The following is a 21554-nucleotide window of genomic DNA, read 5'->3' as shown; positions in this document are numbered from 1 at the left end:
GGGGGGGCCGCCGGCGGGGGGGGCGGCCGGGGGCGGGGCCCCCGCGCCCGGCCCCCCCCCCCCCCCCCCCCCCCCCCCCCCCGGCGGCCCGGCCGGCTCACCGGCCGGGAGGAGGACGTGGCCCGCCTCGTCGCCGAGGGCCTGTCCAACCCGGAGATCGCCGAACGGCTCAACGTCGAGCTCAGCACCGTCAAGTTCCACGTCTCCAACGTGCTGCGCAAGCTCGGCTGCCGCAGCCGCGCCCAACTCGCCGCCGTCTTCCACACCTACGACGTCGCGGCGCGGGCGACCGTACCGCTGTAGCGCGGGCCGCGCCGTACGGGGCGCACTGCCGCACCCGAAGGCGCTCCCGTACCGAGGCACTCCGCGTGCCCGCACTCGTACCCGCACTCGTACTCGTACTCGTACGGAAGGCGCTCCCGTACCGAGCGCCCTGCCGCAGTCGAGCAACCGCCGCACCGGACACACCACGCCGGTGCGGCGGACCGCTGCCCGACCAACCCCTCACCGCCAGGCCGGCGCAGCCCCTCTCACCGCTCGGCCGGCGCCGCCAGCACGTCCACGATCGGCGCGTCCCGCAGCGCGGACACCTTCGCGCGGAAGTGCACCAGGCGGCGCTTGGTGTCGATGGCGCTCTTCGGCGGCAGCAGCGCGAAGGCCATGATCACCCGGGTCGCGTCGGCCTTGCCGCCGGTGATGACGTCGCTGACGTCCCGGTCGCCGGTGATGTCGAGCACCGGATAGACGAGCGCGACCCCGCGCGACGGCGTGACCAGCGACGCCGCCGTGCCCGCCGCGGCCACCAGCCGCTCCGCCGCCACCCGGTGCTCGAAGCCGGTGACCCGGCTGAACGCGTCCCGGTACGGGGCCTTGCTGCGCTCCACGAGGGAGAGCGGCGATGAGCCCAGGATGGTCGCCGCCAGCCGCTCCCTGGACATCCGCTGCGGCGCGAGCAACAGCCAGTCGTCCACCCGCGCCAGCCGGCCGTCCAACTGCTTGAGGTAGGTCAGGTGCGGCTGGAACAGATCGGGCCGATTCCACTCCAACTGCTCCAACACGCTCACCAGCAGCCCGTGCGGCAGCACCGCCGTACGGGCCCGGAACCTGCGCGTCAACTGGCTGGTGGTGTCCGGGGGGTTGGTGAACTCCTCCTCCGGGCCCTCGCTCAACTCCTTGAGCAGCGGCTCCCACCGCTCGGCGTTGCGCCTGACCGCGGCCGGTGCGCCGGCGTACGCGGACGGCTCGATCCAGGCGCCGGGCGAACGGATCTCGATCAGCTCCGCGTTGTACATCTTGTTGGCGCTGGTCGGCTTGAGCCAGGACAGGTGCTGCGCCACGAGCGGCGGCACCTGCGCCGGCGTGACCTGCGGTTTCCCGTCGATCAGCGGCGCGTACCTGTTCAGTTCGGCGCGGAAGCTCTCCTCGTCCCGGCAGACCGCCTCGAACGCGTCGTACAGGTCGATCTCGCCCCGCCCGTGTGCCTCGCCGCGGCTGATGTAGAGCCGCACCAGGTCCCGGTAGCCGGTGCGGAAGCCGAACCAGCGGCCCATCTGCATCAGCGTGTCGGCCTGGGTGGTGGTGCGCCGGTAGTAGGAGATCGTCAGGCCCTCGACGGTGAAGCCACGGGACAGCTTGGCGCCGCCCACCAGGATCTTCCACAGCGAGCGCTTGTCGAAGTCGGCGGTGCCCTGCTCGATGTCCTTGTCGCTGTTGACGACGAGGACCGGGTTCTCGTCGCCACCGATCCGGATGCAGGCCGCCCCGATGTGCGCGGCGACATCGGCGAAGCTGCCCGGCGTCGCGTACCCGTCCGCCCGGGCCGCCGAAACCGGCGCGAAGTCGGACTCGAAGAGCGCCCGCAGCCGGGCGTGCCCCGAGGGGCCCAGATAGCCGGCGGAGTGCCACAGTCGGGTCAGCCGCTCGGCCAGCGCCCGGTGGTCGGCGGTGCGCACCGACTCGTGCACCAGCATCGTGTGGTGCGGATAGCTCACGCCGCGCGGGTCGTGTTCCTCCCGGTAGAGCTTGACGGCCGCGGAGAGCACGAAGGCGTCCACCGCCTGCTGGAGCGAGTCGTCGTCCTCGCCAGCGGCCGGCGGGATATCGCGGATGTGGGCCTTGCCCTGCGAATTGGCGTACGTACGCTCCGACCACGGAATGTCAGAGTCCAGATCGTGGAAGGCCCGGATGCCCATGTAACCGGCCGGCGCCGGCAGCGAGACGATGAAGTCCTTCGGGAAGATGTCCGCGGTATCGCTCGGGTCGATGAAGACATTGGCGAACGGGGTGGCCGTGTACCCCACGTACTGGGACCGCGGCAGCAGCGCCAGCAGGCTGGAGACCAGCCCGTTGATGGCGGTCCGCTCGGCCTTGCCCTCGCGGAGCTTCCGCGGGTTGGAGGTGTTGACCGACGCCTGGTCGGATTCGTCGTCGATGATGAGGACCGGAATTTCGGCCAGCGGCGTACGGATCTTCTTCAGGTCCTTGAGGAGTTTCGTCAGGACGGTCTTGTTCTTCTTGACCACCATCAGCCGGGCCGCACTCCGGTGCAGATTCCGCGGGTCATACAGCGGAAGCGCCGGCTCCTGCTTCTCGAATTCCAGCGCCGTAATGCCCTGGAGCAGCCGCTTGTAGTCGTTGTCGCGGGTCGTCATCCGCATGATGTCGAACGCGCCGAGCACCGAGGGCACCCCGCCGTGGGCGAGGAAGCCGCCGCGGTGCCACTCCGGGTCGTCCGCGTAGTCCGACTCGATCTCGTCGCCGCCGCGCAGGATGTTCTCCCGCCCCACCAACTCCATGTCCAGGCGCCGCTGCGTCTGCTGGCGCAGCAGGTTCAACGTGCCGGCCAGCACGATCACCAGCCGGTACCCGGAGTCGATGGCCTTGGCGATGACGCCGGTGAAGTTGGCCGTCTTGCCCGACTGCACGTGCCCCACCACCAGCCCCTTGGACTGGTAGACGGTGCCGGTCGCCGGGTCGGCCAGCCGCTCCACCACCCGGTCGGTCGCCTCGTCCAGCGCGGCCAGCGCCGCCGCCGGCCACCCCTTGTGTTCCAGGACCCGCTGATAGGCCGGCCAGTACCAGGTACGGCTCTGCTGCGCGGCCGGCGTGTACCAGGGCGTGAACTCCGTACTGATCACCGTCGGCGCGTCCGCGACGGCCACCGGCACCAACTCCGTCAGCACCGTGCGGGTCTCGGCGGCGAGCGCCAACAGCTCGTAGATGTCCGCGCGCCGGTCCTCGGTGCACGGCGGCGCGGTCGACCACGCCGGGGACTGCGCGAAGTCCCAGGCCGTCACCGCCCGCCGCCACATCTCCACCAGCGGATGCCCCGCGTACCCGGCGAGCAGCCGCGCGCGGAAGCCCTCCTCGCTGGTGTCGGGCGCCGGGCTCACCCCCTGCGCCCAGGCGCGCAGGCCGTGCGCGAGCGGCTGCGGCCCGGCCTGCCGCAGCCCGGCCAGGACGATGGAGTGCAGCCGCTCGGTGGGGTCGTCGCTCATGGTCAGGTGCTCCGATGCGTGGGGGTGGGTCCGCCCGCGTCCGGCGGCCCCGGGTCGTCGGGGAACCGCAGCGCCGGCGGCGCGTCCACGGCGTCCGGCAGCCCGGTCAGGTCGATGCCGTAGCTGAGCGCCACCAGCCGCTGCCGCGCCTCGCCGTCGAGGGCGGCCAGCGCCTGCGGGCCCAGCCGCGGCACCCGCGGGTCGGCCGCGCTCAGCACCAGCGGCGCGCTCCGCAGCGACCACCGCTCCGGGTCGGGCGCAGCCGCCAGCGGCCCCAGCCAGTCGCACCCGGCCAGCAGCTCCGTCAGGTGCGGGCTCAGCTCCGGCGCGTGCTGGGCCACCTGCTCCCGCACCTCCCGCACCCGCTCGCCCAGCGAGTGGCCGGCCGAGCCGCCCCGGGTGAACTGGAGCGAGAGCAGCCACAGCGGCCGGCTGCCGGTCGGCACCAACTGGGTGGTGCCGCGCACGCTGTGCACCCGCCGCTCGCCCGCCGTGCTCTTCACCTCGACGTCGTACTCCGGCAGCCCGAAGTCGTGCTCCTCGCTGTCGGGCCCGCGCCACGAGGTGAGCGCCACCGGCCAGCCGACGTGGTGCGCGAACCACTCCAGGGCGTACAACTCGCCGAGCAGTCCGATCCGCTGCTCCTCGCCGACCCGGCGGGTGCGGGCCAGGAGTTCGGTCCAGGACGCCAGCGTCTCGGTGAACGCCCTGGCCGGCCCGTACCCCTCGCGCCGCACCCGGTCGGCGATGCCCTGGAGCAGGTCGTGGAAGTCGCGGAACAGGGACCGCTCGGCCGTGGCGACCTCCAGCATCCGCCGCCCGTGCGCCTCCACCGGCCGCACCACGACCGCGGTCAGCGCCGACAGCGGCACCCGGTCGGTGGGCCCGAGCGCGATCCGCAGCCCGGTGCGCGCCCCGTAGGCGTCCACGAAGAACTCGATCCGCGGCTCGCCCGCCAGCGGGATCAGCGCCGGCGTCCCGTCGTCCACGTACCCGGCGACGGTCGCCCACTCCACGTGCGGGGTGCCGATCGGGGGAGCGCCGGTCACTGCTCGTCCATGCGGTCCAGCTCGGTACGGGCCGCGGAGAGCAGGATGCTCTGCCAGAGCTGGAGGTTGTCCTTCTCGCGCGGCCCGCTGTACTCCTTCTCGAAGACCTGGTGCAGCAGCAGGTAGAGCAGGGACTTCACCATCGGCGCGTCGTTCAGCCCGCCGCGCCGGCCGCCGAGCAGCGCCGGTCGGTACGCCTTGTTGAGCAGGATGGCGCGCTCTTCGCGGTCGATGTTGAAGAAGACGTCGCTGCCCAGCTTCTCCCAGCGCAGCGCGATGGGCTCCTCGCCGGGCAGCAGCGGCAGCTCCTCCTCCACGGTCCGCTTGACCTCGGCGGGCATCCCCTTGCCGGGGCCGATCACCGGCTTGCGGTCAACGCCGGCCCGCTTGCGCGCCTCGCGGTACGTGGCCTCCGCCGCGTCCAGGTACTCCTTGAACGCGTAACCCCCGGCGTCCTTCGCGTCGTTGAGCGAGGTCGCGAACGCCGGCGCCGCCTCCACGCCGGCCTTCTTCACGGTCAGCCGGAACGCGTCGCCCCCGTCGGGCGGCAGCTCCACGGCGACCCGGGCGAGCGCGAGGTGCGCCTCGGGCTGCCGGAACCCGTTCCAGCCGCCGGCCTGCACCAGCCGGTCGTTGCGGTAGAAGTAGAAGCCCTGCTTGTCCAGGACGGTGCCGACCGCCCGGTACTCGTCCAGGTTGGACTTGGGCGTCCACACGTGCCCGGTCAGCGGCACCCCGCCGACGCCGTCCACCTCGGCCGTGAACACCCGCGGGAAACCGGCGCAGCCGGTGACCGGATAGCCGAACGGGTCCAGCGACTCCACCCCGAAGTCCATGTACACGGTGCGGGTCTGCACGTCCTCGACGGCGATGGTGATGTTGAAGTCCTCGCGCGCCAGGAACCGGTGCAGGAACAGCCCGAGGTGCAGCCCGAGCCGCGGGATCATCCGCGTCAGGTACCGGTCGGTCTGCCCGCCCCCGCCGTGCTTGGGGAAGTCGCGCACCCCGTCCCACCGGACGATGGTGCCCTGCCAGGTGATGGGCTGCCCGTGGTAACGGTCCATCAGGTCCTGCGCGTACCCCGGGTCCACGATGTCGCAGTGGAACCCCTCCTTGGCGTGCGCGGTCACCCACCGCCGGCCCACCGCCCGGGTCCGCTTGGTCTTGCTGATGACGGTCACCGAGTCGGCGTGGCTGAGCGAGGCGGCCTTGAGCCCCGTACCGAAGATGCCGAGCGACTTCTCGTCGTACTCGCGCCGCCCGCCGACCGTCATCGCGACGTCGAGCGCGTCCTCGTCCATCCCCCGCCCGTCGTCCACGACGAGCAGGCTGACGAGTTCGTCCCCGTTGCGTAAGACGTGGATGACGACGTCCTTGGCGCCCGCGTCGATCGAGTTGTCGATGAGGTCGGCCAACGCGACCTCGAACCCGTACCCCTGACTGCTCAACGCGTCCATGTAGCGCGGGTCCGGGGGCAACTGCTTGCTGCCGGTGATGGGAACTTCAAAGTGCCAGTCGCTCATGGCGTGCCTACCTCAGAAACACTGCTCGCAACGTTCCCCGCCCGACGGAGGCGGTGGGGGGTGAGGCGCACGTCGGAGGGTTTCTGGGATCGGAAGAGACTGTATCGGATGGGCCCTGGAACAGGGAGAAGTCGGGGAAAGTCAGTTTTGGGGGGCTGGGGGCTGGGGGCTGGGGGCTGGGGGCTGCGGGGTGCGGGTGCGGGGGTGGGGCGGGTTACTTCTCGCCGAGCGCCGTACCGTGCGGGGCGTCGCCCGCGACCGGAGTTGGGTGGATCAAGGACCCATCGCGGCCCGCCGTGCTATGCGTCCTCCTGGGGTCGGAGTCGGCCCCGCGGCCGGCGGGCGCCCGTACGCTGGCCGCGACGCCGAGCACGCAGGGAGCAGCATGGGTACGCACATCGGCCAGCACATCACCGAGCTCCGCAAGATCCGCAGACTCTCCGTCCGTCAACTCGCCACCCGCATCAACGTGTCCGTCTCCAGCCTGGAGAAGTACGAGCGCGGTAGCCGCACCGTCCCGTCCGGGCTGATCGCCAAGTTGGCGCAGGCGCTCGCGGTCGGGCCCGAGCGGATCACCGGGCAGCCGTACCTCAACGGCGTGGAGAGCGACGAGCAGATCCAGGCCGTCATCCCGGACCTGCGCCGCATCATGATCACGTACGACAGTCCGGACGCCCCGACGCGGGCGCCGCGCCCGCTGGCCGCCCTGGCCACGGAGGCGGAGTCGGTGGCGCGGCTGCGGCAGGACGGGCGGTCCGTGGTCATGGGGTCATGGGGCCGTTGCTGCCCGGGCTGTTGACCGAACTGACACAGGTCGCGCTCAGCGCGCGCGGAGCCGAGCAGCAGCGGGCGTTCTGGTGGTTGGCACGCTGCTACCGGGCATCGAACTCGCTCGCCCACAAGCTGGGTTACCACGACCTCAGCATGACCGCGATCGAGCGCGTGCAGTGGGCCGCCGACCGGTCGGCCGACCCGTTGATGCAGGTGACGGCGGCGTACCTGAAGGCGGGGGCGATGCTCAGGGTGGGCGGTTTCGCCTCCGCGCGGCGGGTGCTCGAAGGGTTGGAGGGTGAGGTCTCGCGGCTGGCTCCCGAGGAGGCCCTGTCCGATCAGCAACTTGCCGTACAGGGCGCCATCCTGCTCAAGCTGGCCGTCGTGGAGGCCCGCGACGGGCACCGCGATCGCGCCGAACAGCGGCTGGCCGACGCCCGCGCGGTGGCCCGCTTCCTGGGCGACCGCGACGTGGACCACTACGAGATGAGCTTCGGCCCGACCAACGTCCGCATTCACGAGGTCGCGGCCCTCATCGACGGCGGCGACACGGAACAGGCGCTGGCGCGGCTGGCGGAATGGGGCGCTGAGCAGCAGCGCGACGAATGGGCTCCGCCCACGACCCTCGCCGCCGAACGCGCCAGCCACCACCACATCGACGTGGCCGCGGCCCGCCTGTCCGAAGGCGACCGCACCCGCTCCTTCGCAGCCCTCCGCCGAGCGCGCGCCCTCAGCCCCAACCACACCCGCTTCCACCCCACGGTCAGGTCGGTCTCCGGCACGCTGGTCCGCCTTGACCGCTCGCGAGACGAGGAGTTGGCGGCGTTCGCGGGGTGGGCGGGGGTGTGAGGGGTCAACCTGGCTGGTAGCGATTCATCCGCGCGCCCCCTGCGGTCAACCCGGCCACCCCTGCCGCCGCGCGCAACGCCCCCCGCGTACAACCCCGTTCAGCAGTACCGTGCTGATGTCCACAGAACGGGGAACGCCATGCCCGACCAGAGCGACACCATCGGCGCGCGGGTGCGCGAGTTCCGGCTCATCCGGGACTACTCGCTCCAGGAGTTGGGCCGGCAGGCGCACGTGTCCGCGAGCCAGTTGTGCCGCATCGAGCGGGGCGAGCGCTATCCCAGTGAGCCCATCCTCGCGGCCGTCGCCCGGGCGCTCGGCGTCAGCGTCTCGGTGCTGCGCGGCCAGCCGTACGTCCAGGCCCTGCAACGCGACCAACTGGACGCGCTGCTCACCCCGATCAGTACCGCGTTCGACGACTGGGACCTGGCCCCCGACGACGCACCCGCGCCCCGGCCGCTGCGCCGACTCGAAGCGGAGATGGCGGAACTGGTCGCCCTGCGCGTCGCGGCCGAGTACATGGAGATCGCCGGCCGTCTCCCGGGCCTGATCAGCGAGATCGCCATCGCGACGCAACTCCAACCCGTCGGACACCGGCAGGAACGCGCCCACGCGCTGCAAGCCGAGGCCGCGCGCACCGCGGCCATCGTCGCGTATCGGCTCGGATACATGGACCTGGCGCGGCTCGCGCTGTCCCGGATGGCGGTCGCCGCTCCGCACTCGGGCGATCCGCGGCAGGTGGCGATCGAGCGGTACGAGCGCGCGCAGATGGCTGCCGACAACTCGCGGCTGAGCCGCGGCGTGTCCCTGATGCGGCACGCCCTGCGCGACCTGGACGACGACGGCGACCGCAGCACCCGGGCCGTACGCGGCACGCTCCAGCTCCGGGCCGCGGTGCTCTCCGCCCGGGCCGGCGACGACTCGGCCGCTGAGGACTGGCTGGGCCAGGCGACCGAACTGGCGGGAGTGACCGGCGAAACTCGGGACTACGCGTTGGCGTTCGGCCCCCTGAACGTACGGCTGCACCAGATCGCGACCGCCGGCGACCGCGACGACCACGCCAAGGCGCTGGAACACGCACGGGCGGTCCAATTGCCCGACGGCTACGCGCCGACGCGCGCCGCGCACTACTGGATCGACCGCGCCCGAGCGGAGGCGTGGACCGCGCACCAGGCGGCGGCCCTGATCTCGCTGCGCGCCGCCCGCACGGCATCGCCGCAGCTCACGCGGTATCACCACTCGGTACACGAGACCGTGGCGACCTTGCTTCGGGCGCGCCAGCGGGCGGATGCCTCGCTCCGGTCGTTCGCGGAGTGGTGCGGCATTTAGCGGGTGGAGGGCGCCGGGTCAAGGACGCGGCATTGCCAATCGCGCAAAGCAGTGCGGCTTGCGCGCCACCACCATGTGACGGTCAGTAAACGCACCGTTACGGAGTTGCCTCGTGGTCACTGCTGCCGCGCTCGTTCCCGCACCACCCCAGCCCTGGATTCCGCCCAGCGGCGGCGTCCGGTGGAGGTCCGGTGAGGAATCGGGGTGGCGTCCGCTGACCCTGCCCACCGGCCGGAGGCGGCGTGGGTGCGGTGGGGCGGGCCGGCGGTTGCCGCACCGGGTCGTGCCGGGCCGGCAGGCCCCGTGCCAGGCCGGAGGCACCGCATGACCAGGTTCCACTGGGCGCCGACCGTCGCCGAGGACGTCACCCTGCTGCCCGCCGGCCGGCACTGGGACGCCGTCCGGACGTCCCTGGACATCGCCCGGGCCGCGTTCACCATCCTCGACGGCACCGAGAACTGCGCCACCATCGTCAACCCCCGCATCGGCTGCGCGTACTGGCTCCTCCCGGTGGGCGAGGCGCACGCCTTCGAGCACTGGGGCCGGCTGGCCGGGCACGTCACCCTCACCCACCCCGCCAGCCCCACGTACGCCCACTACGTCGGGGTGCCCGCGGCCCACCGGAGGTGCGGGCCGGGGCTGCACTGGCGGATCACCGGGGAGTGGTCGGGGCGCTACCTCGCCCAGCCGTACTACCTCGGCGCCGTCCTCACCACCGCCGTCGCCCTCGCCCACGGCCCGGACGCCCTGCCGCGCCAGTGCGCCCTGTGCGAGCGGGAGTTGGAGCCGGCCGACGCCGTGATCGTACGGGCCCGGGCACATCCCGCCGACCCCGCGCCGCGCGCCCTGCGGGCCCATCCCGCCTGCGCGCACGCGGCCAGGCTCCGCGACAGTCCGGTGGTCGGCCCGTGAACCCTTGCGATGGGTCGTACGAGCCTCGCGAGTCGGACGGGCCCCATGAGCCCCATGAGTCGTACGGGCCCCACGAGCCGCGCGGGCCCCAGTCGTCCGGGCCCCGTGCCGGGTACGGGCCGAACGCACGGCGGGAGCGGCGCGGGTCCCGGCGGCGCTACCGCGTCGTCGAGATGCACCTCGCGCCCGACCCCGACGCCGACCCGTACACCGTCCGCGCCGCCTGCCTCACCTGCGCCCAGCGCTCCCCGGCGCCCGACCCCGCCGGCACCCTCGCCGACCAGCACGAACAGGCCCAGCAGTGGTGCCTTGAGCATGTGGCGCGCGACCATCCCGACGGGCGTCACCTGCGGTACACCGCCACGTTCACGCTGCGCTGGCGGATCACGCCGGGCGAGGAGATCGGGCCGGCCGCGCCCTGAACGGGCGGCTTTTCGGCGGCCGGGCCCGTACCTTCGATGCGGTCCGGGCAACCGCAACACCCGTCCCCACGAAAGGCTGACGATGGCGCGCACCGAGTACTACGACGACCCGCACGCGCCGCAGCCGAACAGCATGGTGGTCGCCGCGTCGGCCGTCGTGACGGACGGCGAGGGCCGCATCCTGCTCCAGCGGCGACGGGACAACGAGCTGTGGGCCCTGCCCGGGGGTGGGATGGACTTCACCGATTCGCTGCCCGGGTGCGCGGTGCGTGAGGTCAAGGAGGAGACGGGGCTCGACGTGGAAATCACCGGGCTGGTGGGGACGTACACCGACCCGCGGCACGTCATCGCGTACACCGACGGCGAAGTGCGTCGACAGTTCAACGTGTGCTTCCGTGCCCGGGTGATCGGCGGGGTGTTGGCCGTCTCTGACGAGTCGACCGAGGTGCGGTTTGTCCATCCGGACGAGTTCGGCTCGCTGCCCATGCATCACACCCAGCGGCTGCGGCTGGATCACTTCCTCGAAGACCGGCCGCAGCCGTACCTCGGCTGACCGGCGCCGGCCCCGTGCCGCGCCGTTGCCGCCCGCGCCCTGAACGCGCAGCGGCCCGGGCGCGCCGGGCGACCGCGGGTGGGTCGTCCCAGTGGGCCCGGGCCGGCGGGCTGGGGGGGGGAGGGTTACTCCTGGGCGCCCCCGTACGTGCCGTGTTGCGGGAGGCCCGCCGACTCGAAGGTGTGGATCGACAGGCCGGCGGGGGTGGTCTGGTGGTGGACCAGGCGCAGGCCCGCGGGGGCGCCGCCGACGGGGAACAGGCGGCGGCCCTGGCCGACCACGACGGGGGCGATCGCCAGCCGGATGACGTCGACCAGGCCGGCGGCCAGCAGCGACTGGGCGAGGTCGGAGCTGCCGTGGACCTGGAGTTCCCGGCCGGGCTGCTGCTTCAACTCGGCGACCTGGGCGGCGACGTCGCCGGAGAGGATCGTGGTCGGGTTCCAGTCGGCGCTGGTCAGGGTCTGCGAGGCGACGTACTTCGGCAGGCCGTTGAGGATCGCGGCGTTCGGGTGGTCCGCCATCTTCGGCCAGTCCCGCGCGAAGTTCTGGTACGTGCGGCGGCCGAACAGGAACGCGTCGGCCTGGCTCAGCCACTCGCTGGCGACCTGCATGAACTCCTCGTCCAGGTGCGGCACGAACCAGCCGCCCTGGGTGAAGCCGTCGCTGGTGTCCTCGTCCGGGGCGCCCGGGCCCTGCGAGACTCCGTCGAGGGTCAGGAATTCCTGTACGACCAGCTTCATCGAGCACCACTCTTTTCGGCTGTGACATCCGGAGCGACCACGGGGGTCGGGAAACGCTGAAGGTCCCCTCACCCTAGACGCCGTGGGAGCGCGATCACCTGAGCGTTGGTCCGCATGGTGGGCGGGTGTTACGGCCGCCCCGGCGGCTGGCCCCCGTAGCCGTGGGCCGGGCGGGGGCCGGTGCCGCGGGCTGGGCCGTGACTCGTGCCGGGGGCGGTGCCGTGCGCCTGGGGCGGCCAGGCTCCCGGCTGGTGGGGCGGTGGCTGGTGCGAGGGGTGCCAGCCGGGCGGGGGAGGGGGCCAGGGCGTGCCGTACCCCGTGCCGTACCCCGTGCCGTATCCGGGGGCCGGAGCCGGCGCGGGGGTGGTGCCGTACGCGGGGCCGGCGGCCGGGTACGCGTAACCCGGGGCCGCGTAACCCGGGGTCGGGTAGCCCGTGGGCGCGGGGTGACCAGCGGGTGCCGGGTGGCCGGGCGCTCCGTAACCGGGCGGTGGAGCATACGTCGGCGGCGGTGCGTAACCGGGCGGCGGCGCGTACCCGGGGGCCGGGAAACCGGGGCGCGGGAAGCCGGGCGGGGGCGCGTACCCCCAGGGCGGTGGGGGCGGCGGGATCGTCAGGGCCGCGTGGGCCAGCGCGGGCTGGGCGATCTCGCGGCGCTGCCACAGGCGGTCGAGGAGGTCGCGCTCGCGGGCGGCGAAGTCGGGGCCGGCCGTGCCGCGGTAGGCGCGCTGGCGCAGGAAGGCGAGCGAGGTGGCGCAGGCGGTGTACTCGGCGACCGCGCGCGCCGCCGCCGGGCCGCGGGTGCGGCGGACCAGGTCGCGGGCTATCGCACGGGCCCGCATCGAGGACAGCGCGACCGGCTCGGGCGGGGTGATCCAACCCGTCGCCTGGTACGCCGGGAGCTGGGCGCGGATGATGCGCAGCTCCTTGCCGCGGGACCAGATCGTGAACCAGGTCAGCAGCGCGAACAGCGGCACCATGCACAGCCCGTACACCGCGAGGAAGCCGTAGCCGCCCATCGACGCCGAGCCGTTCCAGGTGGCGTGCAGGCCCATCGACGCCAGCAGCCCGGCGAGCGGGATCAGTACGCGGCGCACCCGCTGCCGTGGCGGGCAGGCCGCCGCGATGCCGAAGCAGATGCCGGTGACCGCGGTGAACAGCGGATGCGCGAACGGCGACATCACGGCCCGGATGAAGAACGTCGCCGCGGTCGTCGACTGCAACCCGGAGTAGCCGAACTCCTGGTCGCTGACGAAAGCATTGCCCAGGTAGAGGATGTTCTCGGTGAAGGCGAAGCCGGTCGCGGTGATGCCGGCTATCACCACCCCGTCGACCACCCCGTGGAAGTCGCGCCGCCGGAACAGGTACAGCAGCAGGATCGCGGCGCCCTTCGCGGACTCCTCGACCACGGGCGCGACCAGCGTCGCGCCCCAGGTGTCCCGGTCGTGCGAGGACGACTCGGCGACCGTCGTCATGATCCAGTCGGTGGCGAGGCCGTTGGCCAACAGCGCGACCAGCGTCGCGGCGCACGACCCCCAGGCGAAGGCGAACAGCAGGTTCCGCCAGGGTTTGGGCTCGACGCCGTCCGCCCAGCGGAACGCCGCGATCAGCAGCGGTACGGGCAGGATCGCGAGGCCGAGGCCGACGAGGAAGCCCTTGGTGCCGGTCTGTTCCCGCACCAGCGCGAGGATGACCAGCCCGGACAGCGCCAGCAGCACGATCAGCGCCGCGGCCCGCACCGCCCGGCTGTCCCGCAGCCGCTCCCACTTCTCCCAGCCCCCGGCCCACTTCCGCCGCCACCGCCCGCCGTGCGCGTCACTCGTGGCGCCGTAGCCACCGCTGGGGGGTGGTTTGGGGGCGTACGTGTGCGCGTAGTCGTCGGCGGTGTAATCCGGGTGTGGGGGTTGTGGGTGCGGGGCTGGGTGTGTGCCCGTGCCTGTGGCCGTGGTCGTGCCTGTGGCCGTGGTCGTGTGTGTGTGTGGGGCCCGGGCCGCGCCGGCCTGCTGCGTCCCGTCGGTCACCCCTTCCACGGGGGCCGCGGCCGGCTCCTGGCCTGCGCGGCCCGGGGCGACGGGGTGGTGCGGGGAAGGGGACTCGTGCACTCGGCGACCCTAACGAAGGGGGCAGTGGTGGCTCTCCGGATTATGCCCGGCCGCTCACGGTCGTGCCGGGCGGTCGGCGGCGTCGACGGCATCCGACGCCGCGCGGGACGCCGTACGCTCCGTCGCCCCGCCGTCGGCCGCCGGAGGTGCCTCGTCGGACGCGGTGCGACCGGCCTCTGCTGCGGTGCGCCCGGCGTACGGGAGGTGTACTCCGGGGCGCGCGGGGTGTGCTCCGGTGGTGTCGACCACCGGTACGTCCGCGGCGCGCCGGAACAGCAGGTCCCGCACCGCATGCCCCTTCTCGATGCCCTGACCCTCGAACTTGGTCAGCGGCCGGAACGCGGGCCGGGGGGCGAAACCGCCGTCTGGCTGCGTGTTCTCGAAGTACGGGTCGGCGGTCAGCACCTCAAGCATCTGGTCCGCGTACGGCTCCCAGTCCGTGGCGCAGTGCAGCACCGCACCGGGCCTCAGCCGGGACGCGGCGAGCGCCAGGAACTCCGGCTGGATCAGCCGCCGCTTCTGGTGCCGCTTCTTCGGCCACGGGTCGGGGAAGTAGACGCGCAGCCCGGACAGCGCCTCGGGGGCGAGCATCTCGCGGAGCAGGATGATCGCGTCGCCGTTGGCCACCCGGACGTTCGACAGGCCGGCCCGGTCCACCTGGGCGAGCAGATTGCCCTGGCCGGGAGTGTGCACGTCGGCGGCGATGATGCCGGTGCCGGGGTCGGCCGCCGCCATCTGCGCCGTCGCCTCACCCATCCCGAACCCGATCTCCAGCACCACGGGCAACGTCGGGTCGCCGAAGAGTTCGCCCAGGTCGATGCGGTGCAGCCCGTCGATGTCGAGCCCCCACGTGGTCCACAGCCGGCGCAGCGCCGTGCCCTGGCCGGGAGTCACCCGTCCGCGGCGTGGCCGGAAGGAGCGGATGCGGCGCTCGTGGTGCGAACCCGCCGGGTCGACGGCCGGCCCCTCGGGGAACCGCGCCACGCGCGGCTGCGCCGTGGCACCGGTGGTGTCCGTGGTGCTCGGGGCGTCCGCGGTGGCCGAGGACCCGGTGGCTGCGGTGGCGCCCTCGACGGTCGCAGCCGTCGCAGCCGTCTCGGCGGGTGAGGCCGTCGCGGGCGTCGTGCTCGGCGTGGGCTCGGCCGGTACGGCCTGCGCGGCGGGCGCGGGGCTCGCCGGGGCGCCGGGTGCGGCGTCGGGCATCGGCCCCGAGGTGCTCGGGCTGGGCTGCGGGCGCTGCGGGGCAGTGTGATTCTCGGACACAGTGGTTCGATTCTACGGGCCCGGCCCGCATCGGCCCGGCGTGTCGGTAGGGGTCCCACCGCGACCGGGGTTTACTGGCCGGGCGCACATGCCGGAAGGGTGTGCGGGGTGGGTGTGTCCGGGCGCGCAGGGGTGTGGCCGGGGCGATGGGGGACGGGGCGTGAGCCCCTGGGGGAGCGACGGGGTGTGTGGGGTCAAGGTCTCAGGGTGTGTCGAGCCGGTGCCCGCTGGCGGCGCGTGCGCGCGTGCGCGGTGACTGGCTGGGGCACGATGCGCCTGCGGTGTGCGGTGTGCGGTGCGCGGGGTGTGCGGTGCGCTGGTGCGCACGGTGCCGCTCGGGTACGGGCTCGCGCCGCGTCGGCGCACGTCCTCCCGGCTGGCCGCGGCCGTGGCGCTCCCCCTCGGGGCCGCGGCCCCCTGACCGCGGGCCGTGGGCCGCGGGCCGTGCGGAGACGGTGCGGCCGTACGGAGACTGCGGTCGGGCGATGCCCCGTGGGCGTACGGAGAGGTGGGGCGGGCGGGTGACGACGGCGGGTTGGCCCCGGGCTGCGGGTGTACGGGGACTGCGGCCGGGCAACGACCTGTGGGCGTACGAAGACGGTGTGGTCGGGCGCAGACAGCGGCTGGCCAAGCCGGCCGAAGGCTGCGGCCCGGCGACGACCGCCGCCGTACAAAGACTGCGGTCTGACAAAGGCTGCGGTACGCCTGTGACAAAAGTGGCCTCGTGAGGCGACCATAGGCACAGGGTTTGTCAGGAACATGTGTGGCGTTGACGGTTGAGAACGAGCGCACGGGAGCGAGGGATGACCTGGGACCCGGTTGAGGTACCCGAACACGGTCGGCGTGGGGGCCTGTGGTTCAGTCCGCGACCCGAGCGCCGGCCCATACCGGTGATCAGCCCGGGTCGGCCGCGCTGGCCGCGCCTGATCGCCGCACTGATCGCGGGTGCGCTCGCCACTACGCTGCTGGGCGCGGCCGGCGACGCGTTCGGCGAGGAACGACACGATCCGGCCCGCCGGGTTGGCGGTAGCCACGCCGCCCGCCCCACCCCCACCGAGCCACCCGACGGCCCACCACACCGCCCCCACCCGTGGTACGCCGACACACCCGACAGCACACCCGACAGCACACCCGGCGGGGCACCCACCGCGGCAGCGAGCCACCCACTCCCCACCGGGCCCGGCGGCCACCAGGGTTAGCGATCTCCACCGTTGGGACCACCCCAGGCCGGCGACCGGGGCCGTGGGCGACTGCCGTCGTGGGCGGTGACCCCCGCCAGCGAGACCGTCCCCGGCGGAGACCGCACGGCCAGACGGACACGACCCGGACCAACCCCATCCGGGGTCAACCCACCCCGGGAACAACCCATCCCGGGAACAACCCACCCCGGGATCAAGCTGCCCCCGGGGTTAACCCACCCCCGGAACGACCCACCCCAGAGCCAACTCGCTCAGGGATCAACTCACCTCAGAAATGACCCACTCCGGGATCAATCCATCCCGAGGCCAACCCCACACAGCTCAGGACGCCTCGTACCCGTACCCGTACCCGTACCCGCACACCCAACAGCCGCAGCCCGCGCGCTCCCCGGCGCGCGGCCGGTTCACCGGTGCTCCGGGGAGCTTCACAGGTGTTTCAGGGAGCGGCGGGCGACCTCGCGGCCGATGGCGAGGGAGGCCGTGGCCGCGGGGGACGGGGCGTTGAGCACGTGCACCATGCGGGGGGACTCCTTGAACAGGAAGTCGTCGACCAGCGTGCCGTCGGGGAGCAGGGCCTGGGCGCGCACCCCCGCCGGCGCCGGTATCAGGTCCTCGGCCGTGACGTCGGGCAGCAGGCGCCGCACGGCGCGGGTGAAGGCGCGGCGGGAGAGCGAGCGGTAGAGCTCGCCCACGCCGTACTTCCAGTGCCGGCGGGCTATCTGCCAGGAGCCCGGATACGCCAGCGTGGCCGCCAACTCGCGGGGGTGCACGGTCAGCCAGCCGTACCCCTCCTTGGCCAGCGCCGGCACCGCGTTGGGGCCGATGTGCACGCCGCCGTCGATGCCGCGGGTCAGATGGACGCCGAGGAAGGGGAAGGCGGGGTCGGGCACCGGATAGACCAGGCCGCGCACCAGGTCCGTGCGCTCGGGGCGGAGCTCGTAGTACTCACCGCGGAACGGGATGATCCGCATGCCCGGGTCGTCGCCGGCGAGCCTGGCCACCCGGTCACTGTGCAGTCCTGCGCAGTTGATCAGGGCGCGGGCGCGCAGCACCTCGCCGGCTACGGTCCGCACCGCGACCGCCGCGGCGCGCCGGCCGATGACCGACACCTGCGCGCCGTACCGCACCGAGGTGCCGGCGTCCTGGGCGAGGCTGGCGAGTTGCCGCGAGACCGCGCCGTAGTCGCAGATGCCGGTGGTGCCCACGTGCAGTCCGGCCCGGCCGCGCACCGCCGGCTCGTACGCCGAGATCTGTGCCGGGCCGAGCTCGCGCACCGGGATGCCGTGCTGGCGGGCGCGCTGGGCGAGGCCGTGCAGCCGGGGCAGTTCGGCGCGCTCGGTGGCGACGATCAGCTTGCCCGTCACTTCGTGCGGAATGTCGTACTCCGCGCAGAACTTCACCATCTCCGCCGAGCCCTGCACGGCGAACGCCGCCTTGAGCGAACCGGGCGGGTAGTAGATGCCGCTGTGGATGACACCGCTGTTGCGCCCGGTCTGGTGCCGGGCCGGGCCCTGCTCCTTCTCCAGCACCGTGACCCGGGTCCCCGGCGCGGCACGCGTGATCGCATACGCCGTCGACAGGCCGATGATCCCGCCCCCGATCACCAACACGTCCGCGTCGTACCTCACCACGTCACCTCCCCAGCGCACCCGGTCATCGCCCAGCTTCCCCGATCAGCTCGGTCCGTGCGGACCACATGGCCCATACGAACCGGGTCATCCTCGTCCATGCGGAGCAAAACGCCGCCGCAATATCCACCCACTTCACCGACGCTCACCATCATGACCTGCGCCACTGACAACGGGCCGAAACCAAAGCGTCGCCCCCGTTCCGACCGGGTGTGCGATAAGCGACGCCGGTATGACGCAGCGGTGCCCGGCGGGGGTGCGGGCCGGGGGCGCACCGGGCGGCCACCCCGATGGGACCGGCGCCCCACGGCCGGCCGGTGAACACCGTCCGAACACCGGGCGTCGCGGCTGGTCGGGGCGCCGGTCGGGCGGGCGGCGGTCCTGGCCTGCTGCCGCGGGACGGCGCGCCGGGCGGTCCGACGGCCGGCCGCCCGCCGTCCTGCCTCGTCAGTCGCGCCGCTGGCGCCGATCGCGCCGGCAGCGCGGACCGCGGTCCGACCGGTGGCCGGGCCGCTGGTCCGCGGGTGCCGTCGCCCCGTCTCACGCGGGGGCGACCAACAGCGGCCGGGCCCGCTCGCGCAACTCCGCGACCCGGGGTTCGTCGCCGTACGGTTCGAGGCGGTGCAGCAGGTCCCGTACGTACTCGGTGGTGCGGGCGGAGGAGATGCGGCCGGCGACCTCCACCGCGCGGGTGCCGGCGGCGCAGGCCGCGTCCAGGTTGCCGGACTCCAGTTCGGCGACGGCCGACACCACGAGCCGCAGCCCGTGCGAGCGCACGAACTCCTCGGTGGGGCAGGCCAGCGCGCGTTCGGTGAAGCGGCGCACCTGGCGGGGCAGCTTCAGGTCCCGGTAGCACTCGGCGGCGTCCGCCGCGAACCGCTCGTACGTGTAGAAGTCGAGCCAGGAGGGGTCGGGGTCGCCCCCTCTGGCGCGCTCAAGCCAGCCCTCGGAGGCGCGCAGCGCGGCGCCGCACGCCGGGCCGTCGCCCGCCTTGGCCTGCGCGCGCGCCTCCACCAGCCGGAAGAAGCTCATGGTGCGCGCGGTGGCCAGGCCGCGGTTGCGCTCCAGGGCGGCCTGGGCGAGGTCCACGCCCTCGTCGGCGAAGCCCCGGTAGGTGGCCTGGAGGCTCATCGACGCCAACACGTACCCGCCGAGGGGGACGTCGGCGGCGCCGCGGGCCAGCCGCAGCGCCTGGATGTAGTAGCGCTGGGCGGCCTCCTGCTGGCCGGTGTCGAACGCCATCCAGCCCGCCAGTCGGGTCAGCTCGGCCGCCGCGCCGAACAGGGCCCGGCCCACCTCGTCGCTGTACGCGCCGAGCAGCAGCGGCGCCGCGTCCACCCGCAGGCACTCGGGCACCATCGAGGAACGCCAGTCGCCGCCGCCGTACTTGGAGTCCCAGCGGCGGGCGTCCTCGGCGGCCTCGCGGAGCTTCTTCACATCGCTGTGGCCCACCCGCTGCGGCGCCGCCTCCTGCGCGGGCGCGGGCGTCTGGTGCGCGGCGGGGGCGGTGCGCGGCAGCGCCGCGGGTTCGCGCGCCACCGAACTGTCGGCCGGCGATATCAACCAGCGCGAGGCGGGCGTGGCGTACGCGGTGACGGCGAACGATCCGGCCAGGCTCTGCCAAATGCCGCCGCCCCCGCGGCGACCGGCGAGATCCAGCCGGTACAAGTCCGTCGCAGAGCGCACTGCCTGGCCGATATCGCGTGGAAAGGCGAGCCCCACCTCGGGCGCGGGATCGGCGTCCGCGAGGCCGATCTCGTGCAGCGGGACCGGGCGGCCGAGCTTGCTGGCGATGGCCGCCGCGATCAGATGCGGGGCCGCGCCCTGCGGCACCATCCCCTTCGAGACCCATCGGGCCACGGACGTCTTGTCGTAGCGGAGAGTCAAACCCCGTTGCGCGCCAAGGTCGTTGACCCGGCGTGCGAGCCCGGCATTGCTGATTCCCGCGAGGGCGAGAACGGTGCCGAGCTTCTCGTTCGGCCCGCGGAGCTCCCTGGACATGCGCACCCCTCGACAGCAGCGACGGCCGCCCCGGCATAGGCACGGGGCATTCGTAAACCCAGCGTAGTTCGCTGCATCCCGACCGTTAAGAGGTGCTGTGCTGGATGGCGGGAATCTGGTCCGTGCCAAGGCCCGGGCCGGGGTGCGGGCCCGCGGACGTGCTCCCGCCGCGTGTGGCCGTGCGCCTATGCGTGCGCTCTGCACCGGTTCCGGTGGGAGCGCTTCCCTTGGGGGTGCGTGGGTCGGCCCGCTGTGCTGTGACCGGGTGGGCTGGGGGACGCCGCCGCCTCATTCCCCGCGGGCGGCGGACTGGTCCGGGAGGTGCGGTTCGCCGCCCGGACCACCGCACGTGGCCCGGTCGGGCGCCGCGTTTCGACCCCGTTCGCCGACTTTTGCCGTAACCCCGCCTCGTTGACGCGCATTTGCTGGCGTTCGCCCGTGCCCGATGGGGCCCGTGGATGCCCGCCCGCGCCCGCCGCCGGCTGCCCCCCCCGCCCCGGCGCACCCCCGCGATCCGCGCCGCCGCGCGCCCTTCGTACCCGCGCCACGTGCCCGTAGCGCCCGCGTCATCGGCCCGACACGCCCGCGCGACCCACCCGGAAGCGGGCCGGCGACGGTTCGGCGGCCGGCTTGAGATTGGCTTATTTTCACCTCTTTGGACGGGGGCGGGTACGGGGCGCCCGCGGGGGTGTCGGCGCGGATTCCGCTTAGCGGTCGGGGGAGTGGCGGGGGCGCCGACCGCCAGGACCTGATCCCCGGGTGCGGGCCCGCGGCGCACGCGCGCCCAGGTCGGGGCCGGGGCCCGGGACCGCAACCCGCCCACAACCGCCCGCCGTTCCCCGTCACCGGTCTGCCCCGGGCCGCCAAGCGACCACGGTCGGTAGTCGATCCACCCCGCCCCACCCCTCCGCTTGACCCCCGCCCCCGACCCGTACCCGACCCATACGGACACGGAGGGTGACGGGCAGATGTCTGGGCGGCGTGGTGACGGGCACGTCAGATGGCTGGATTCCGACCGGAGTTGGCCGCGGCGTGCGGCCGGGTTCGCCTGCTGCTCGCTTCGCTGGGCTCGGCTGTCACCGCAGGTACCGCACCCCGCCCGAATCGCGGCGGCGTGGCAGCATTGGCCATGACGGGGGGACAGCACACGGTGCCGGCCCGGCCGTCGGGGCGCGTCCGGGACGCTCGGCGCCCGCGTGTTGGCCACGGCCACACGAAGGGCGCGGGACTACCGTGCACGGTGACTGCTCCTTCTTGGTTGTCCACAGCCTGTGGAGGCGACGATGCGGTGGTTGGTGGGGTGGGGCAGCATCGCCTCGGCGCCCTTCCTCGCCCAACGGGGCGCCCTGTCGCCGGTCGGTGCCCAACTCGTGTGGGGCGGCCCCGACCCGCTGTGGGCGGTCGGCGACTGGCGCCCCGACGAAGTGCGCGTGGTGCACGCCGACGGCGCGACCCGGCTCGCCGTACTCGGCTGCTGCGGCGCCAGCGACGACGCCCTGCGCACCGGCCTGCTCGCCGCCCGCGGCGGCGCCCTGCGCCACCTCACCGCCTGGCCCGGCAGCTACACGGCCGTCGCCCAGGTCGGCCGCCGGGTCACCGTCGCCGGCGCCCGCGCCGGCGCCCGCCCCGTGTTGCCCCCCCCCGGGGGGCTGTCGCTTATTCACCTCTGACGCTGGCGGCGATACTCCGTGCGCTGATCTCGGTGGGGGGCGGACGGAT

The 21554-nt window shown here is 73.6% G+C and carries 15 protein-coding genes and 2 pseudogenes; 9 read left to right on the top strand and 8 right to left on the bottom strand.

Annotated elements, in window-relative coordinates; genetic code table 11:
• On the top strand, positions 1-303 hold a 303-nt coding region (locus tag AAHZ94_RS08200), incomplete at its 5' end, for a response regulator transcription factor (RefSeq protein WP_349991766.1).
• A gap of 227 nt (positions 304-530) precedes the next feature.
• Here AAHZ94_RS08200 and AAHZ94_RS08195 read toward each other — a convergent pair.
• Genes AAHZ94_RS08195 through AAHZ94_RS08185 form a run of 3 tightly spaced genes read right to left on the bottom strand, consistent with a single transcriptional unit; the run spans position 531 to position 6069 of the window.
• Positions 531-3497 (bottom strand): Z1 domain-containing protein, encoded by a 2967-nt coding sequence (locus tag AAHZ94_RS08195; RefSeq protein ID WP_349991765.1) that lies wholly within the window; start codon positions 3495-3497, stop codon positions 531-533.
• Positions 3498-3499: 2 nt separating this feature from the next.
• A complete protein-coding gene (locus AAHZ94_RS08190) occupies positions 3500-4546 on the bottom strand; it encodes a PD-(D/E)XK motif protein (RefSeq protein WP_349991763.1) in 1047 nt (348 codons plus the stop codon).
• The gene (locus tag AAHZ94_RS08185) at positions 4543-6069 is read right to left on the bottom strand and encodes an ATP-binding protein (RefSeq protein WP_349991761.1); all 1527 of its coding nucleotides are present in this window, start codon (positions 6067-6069) and stop codon (positions 4543-4545) included. The genes AAHZ94_RS08190 and AAHZ94_RS08185 overlap by 4 nt, the downstream gene beginning before the upstream one ends.
• Before the next feature lie 385 nt (positions 6070-6454).
• Here AAHZ94_RS08185 and AAHZ94_RS08180 point away from each other — a divergent pair, with 385 nt between their 5' ends.
• The 6 genes from AAHZ94_RS08180 to AAHZ94_RS08155 all read left to right on the top strand — a co-directional run bounded on the left by AAHZ94_RS08180 (position 6455) and on the right by AAHZ94_RS08155 (position 10902).
• Positions 6455-6868, top strand: a complete 414-nt coding sequence (locus tag AAHZ94_RS08180; protein WP_349991759.1) for a helix-turn-helix domain-containing protein — start codon at positions 6455-6457, stop codon at positions 6866-6868.
• The gene (locus AAHZ94_RS08175; RefSeq protein ID WP_349991757.1) at positions 6841-7689 is read left to right on the top strand and encodes a hypothetical protein; all 849 of its coding nucleotides are present in this window, start codon (positions 6841-6843) and stop codon (positions 7687-7689) included. Before AAHZ94_RS08180 ends, AAHZ94_RS08175 begins: the two co-directional genes overlap by 28 nt.
• Before the next feature lie 138 nt (positions 7690-7827).
• A complete protein-coding gene (locus AAHZ94_RS08170; protein WP_349991755.1) occupies positions 7828-9015 on the top strand; it encodes a helix-turn-helix domain-containing protein in 1188 nt (395 codons plus the stop codon).
• A 324-nt stretch (positions 9016-9339) separates the two neighbouring features.
• Positions 9340-9927 carry a hypothetical protein gene (locus AAHZ94_RS08165; protein ID WP_349991753.1) on the top strand — a complete coding sequence of 196 codons (588 nt, stop codon included), beginning with the start codon at positions 9340-9342 and terminating at the stop codon, positions 9925-9927.
• Complete coding sequence (locus tag AAHZ94_RS36360) at positions 9924-10349, top strand: DUF7848 domain-containing protein (RefSeq protein ID WP_502964603.1); 426 nt, start codon at positions 9924-9926, stop codon at positions 10347-10349. Before AAHZ94_RS08165 ends, AAHZ94_RS36360 begins: the two co-directional genes overlap by 4 nt.
• An 82-nt stretch (positions 10350-10431) precedes the next feature.
• Positions 10432-10902 (top strand): NUDIX hydrolase, encoded by a 471-nt coding sequence (locus tag AAHZ94_RS08155; RefSeq protein WP_349991749.1) that lies wholly within the window; start codon positions 10432-10434, stop codon positions 10900-10902.
• 125 nt (positions 10903-11027) lie between these two features.
• On the opposite strand, the gene AAHZ94_RS08150 is transcribed toward AAHZ94_RS08155, so the two are convergent.
• From AAHZ94_RS08150 to trmB, 3 genes and pseudogenes are all read right to left on the bottom strand, one after another.
• Positions 11028-11642: a dihydrofolate reductase family protein gene (locus tag AAHZ94_RS08150; protein WP_349991747.1), complete on the bottom strand. Its 615-nt coding sequence runs from the start codon at positions 11640-11642 to the stop codon at positions 11028-11030.
• Between the two features lie 128 nt (positions 11643-11770).
• Positions 11771-13399, bottom strand: a complete 1629-nt coding sequence (locus AAHZ94_RS08145; RefSeq protein WP_349991768.1) for a PrsW family intramembrane metalloprotease — start codon at positions 13397-13399, stop codon at positions 11771-11773.
• 609 nt (positions 13400-14008) lie between these two features.
• A pseudogene (gene trmB, locus AAHZ94_RS08140) lies at positions 14009-15007 on the bottom strand (tRNA (guanosine(46)-N7)-methyltransferase TrmB); the annotation flags it as partial.
• A gap of 803 nt (positions 15008-15810) precedes the next feature.
• Here trmB and AAHZ94_RS08135 point away from each other — a divergent pair.
• The gene (locus AAHZ94_RS08135) at positions 15811-16206 is read left to right on the top strand and encodes a hypothetical protein (RefSeq protein ID WP_349991745.1); all 396 of its coding nucleotides are present in this window, start codon (positions 15811-15813) and stop codon (positions 16204-16206) included.
• Positions 16207-16631: 425 nt separating this feature from the next.
• Here the strand turns inward: AAHZ94_RS08135 and lhgD are convergent, their stop codons facing one another.
• Both lhgD and AAHZ94_RS08125 read right to left on the bottom strand, forming a co-directional pair.
• Positions 16632-17837, bottom strand: coding sequence for an L-2-hydroxyglutarate dehydrogenase (lhgD, locus tag AAHZ94_RS08130; protein WP_349991743.1), 1206 nt, complete (start codon positions 17835-17837; stop codon positions 16632-16634).
• 537 nt (positions 17838-18374) lie between these two features.
• Complete coding sequence (locus AAHZ94_RS08125) at positions 18375-19835, bottom strand: NsdA family TPR-like regulatory protein (protein WP_349991741.1); 1461 nt, start codon at positions 19833-19835, stop codon at positions 18375-18377.
• Positions 19836-21118: 1283 nt separating this feature from the next.
• Between AAHZ94_RS08125 and AAHZ94_RS08120 the strand changes: the two are divergent.
• Positions 21119-21478 (top strand): annotated as a pseudogene (locus AAHZ94_RS08120) (asparagine synthase-related protein); the annotation flags it as partial.
• Positions 21479-21554 lie beyond the last annotated feature (76 nt).

The organism is Streptomyces sp. HSW2009, assembly GCF_040240285.1.
GTDB lineage: Bacteria > Actinomycetota > Actinomycetes > Streptomycetales > Streptomycetaceae > Streptomyces.
Note: the sequence above shows the minus strand (reverse complement) of the source record. Positions and strands in the feature narration are given on the sequence as shown.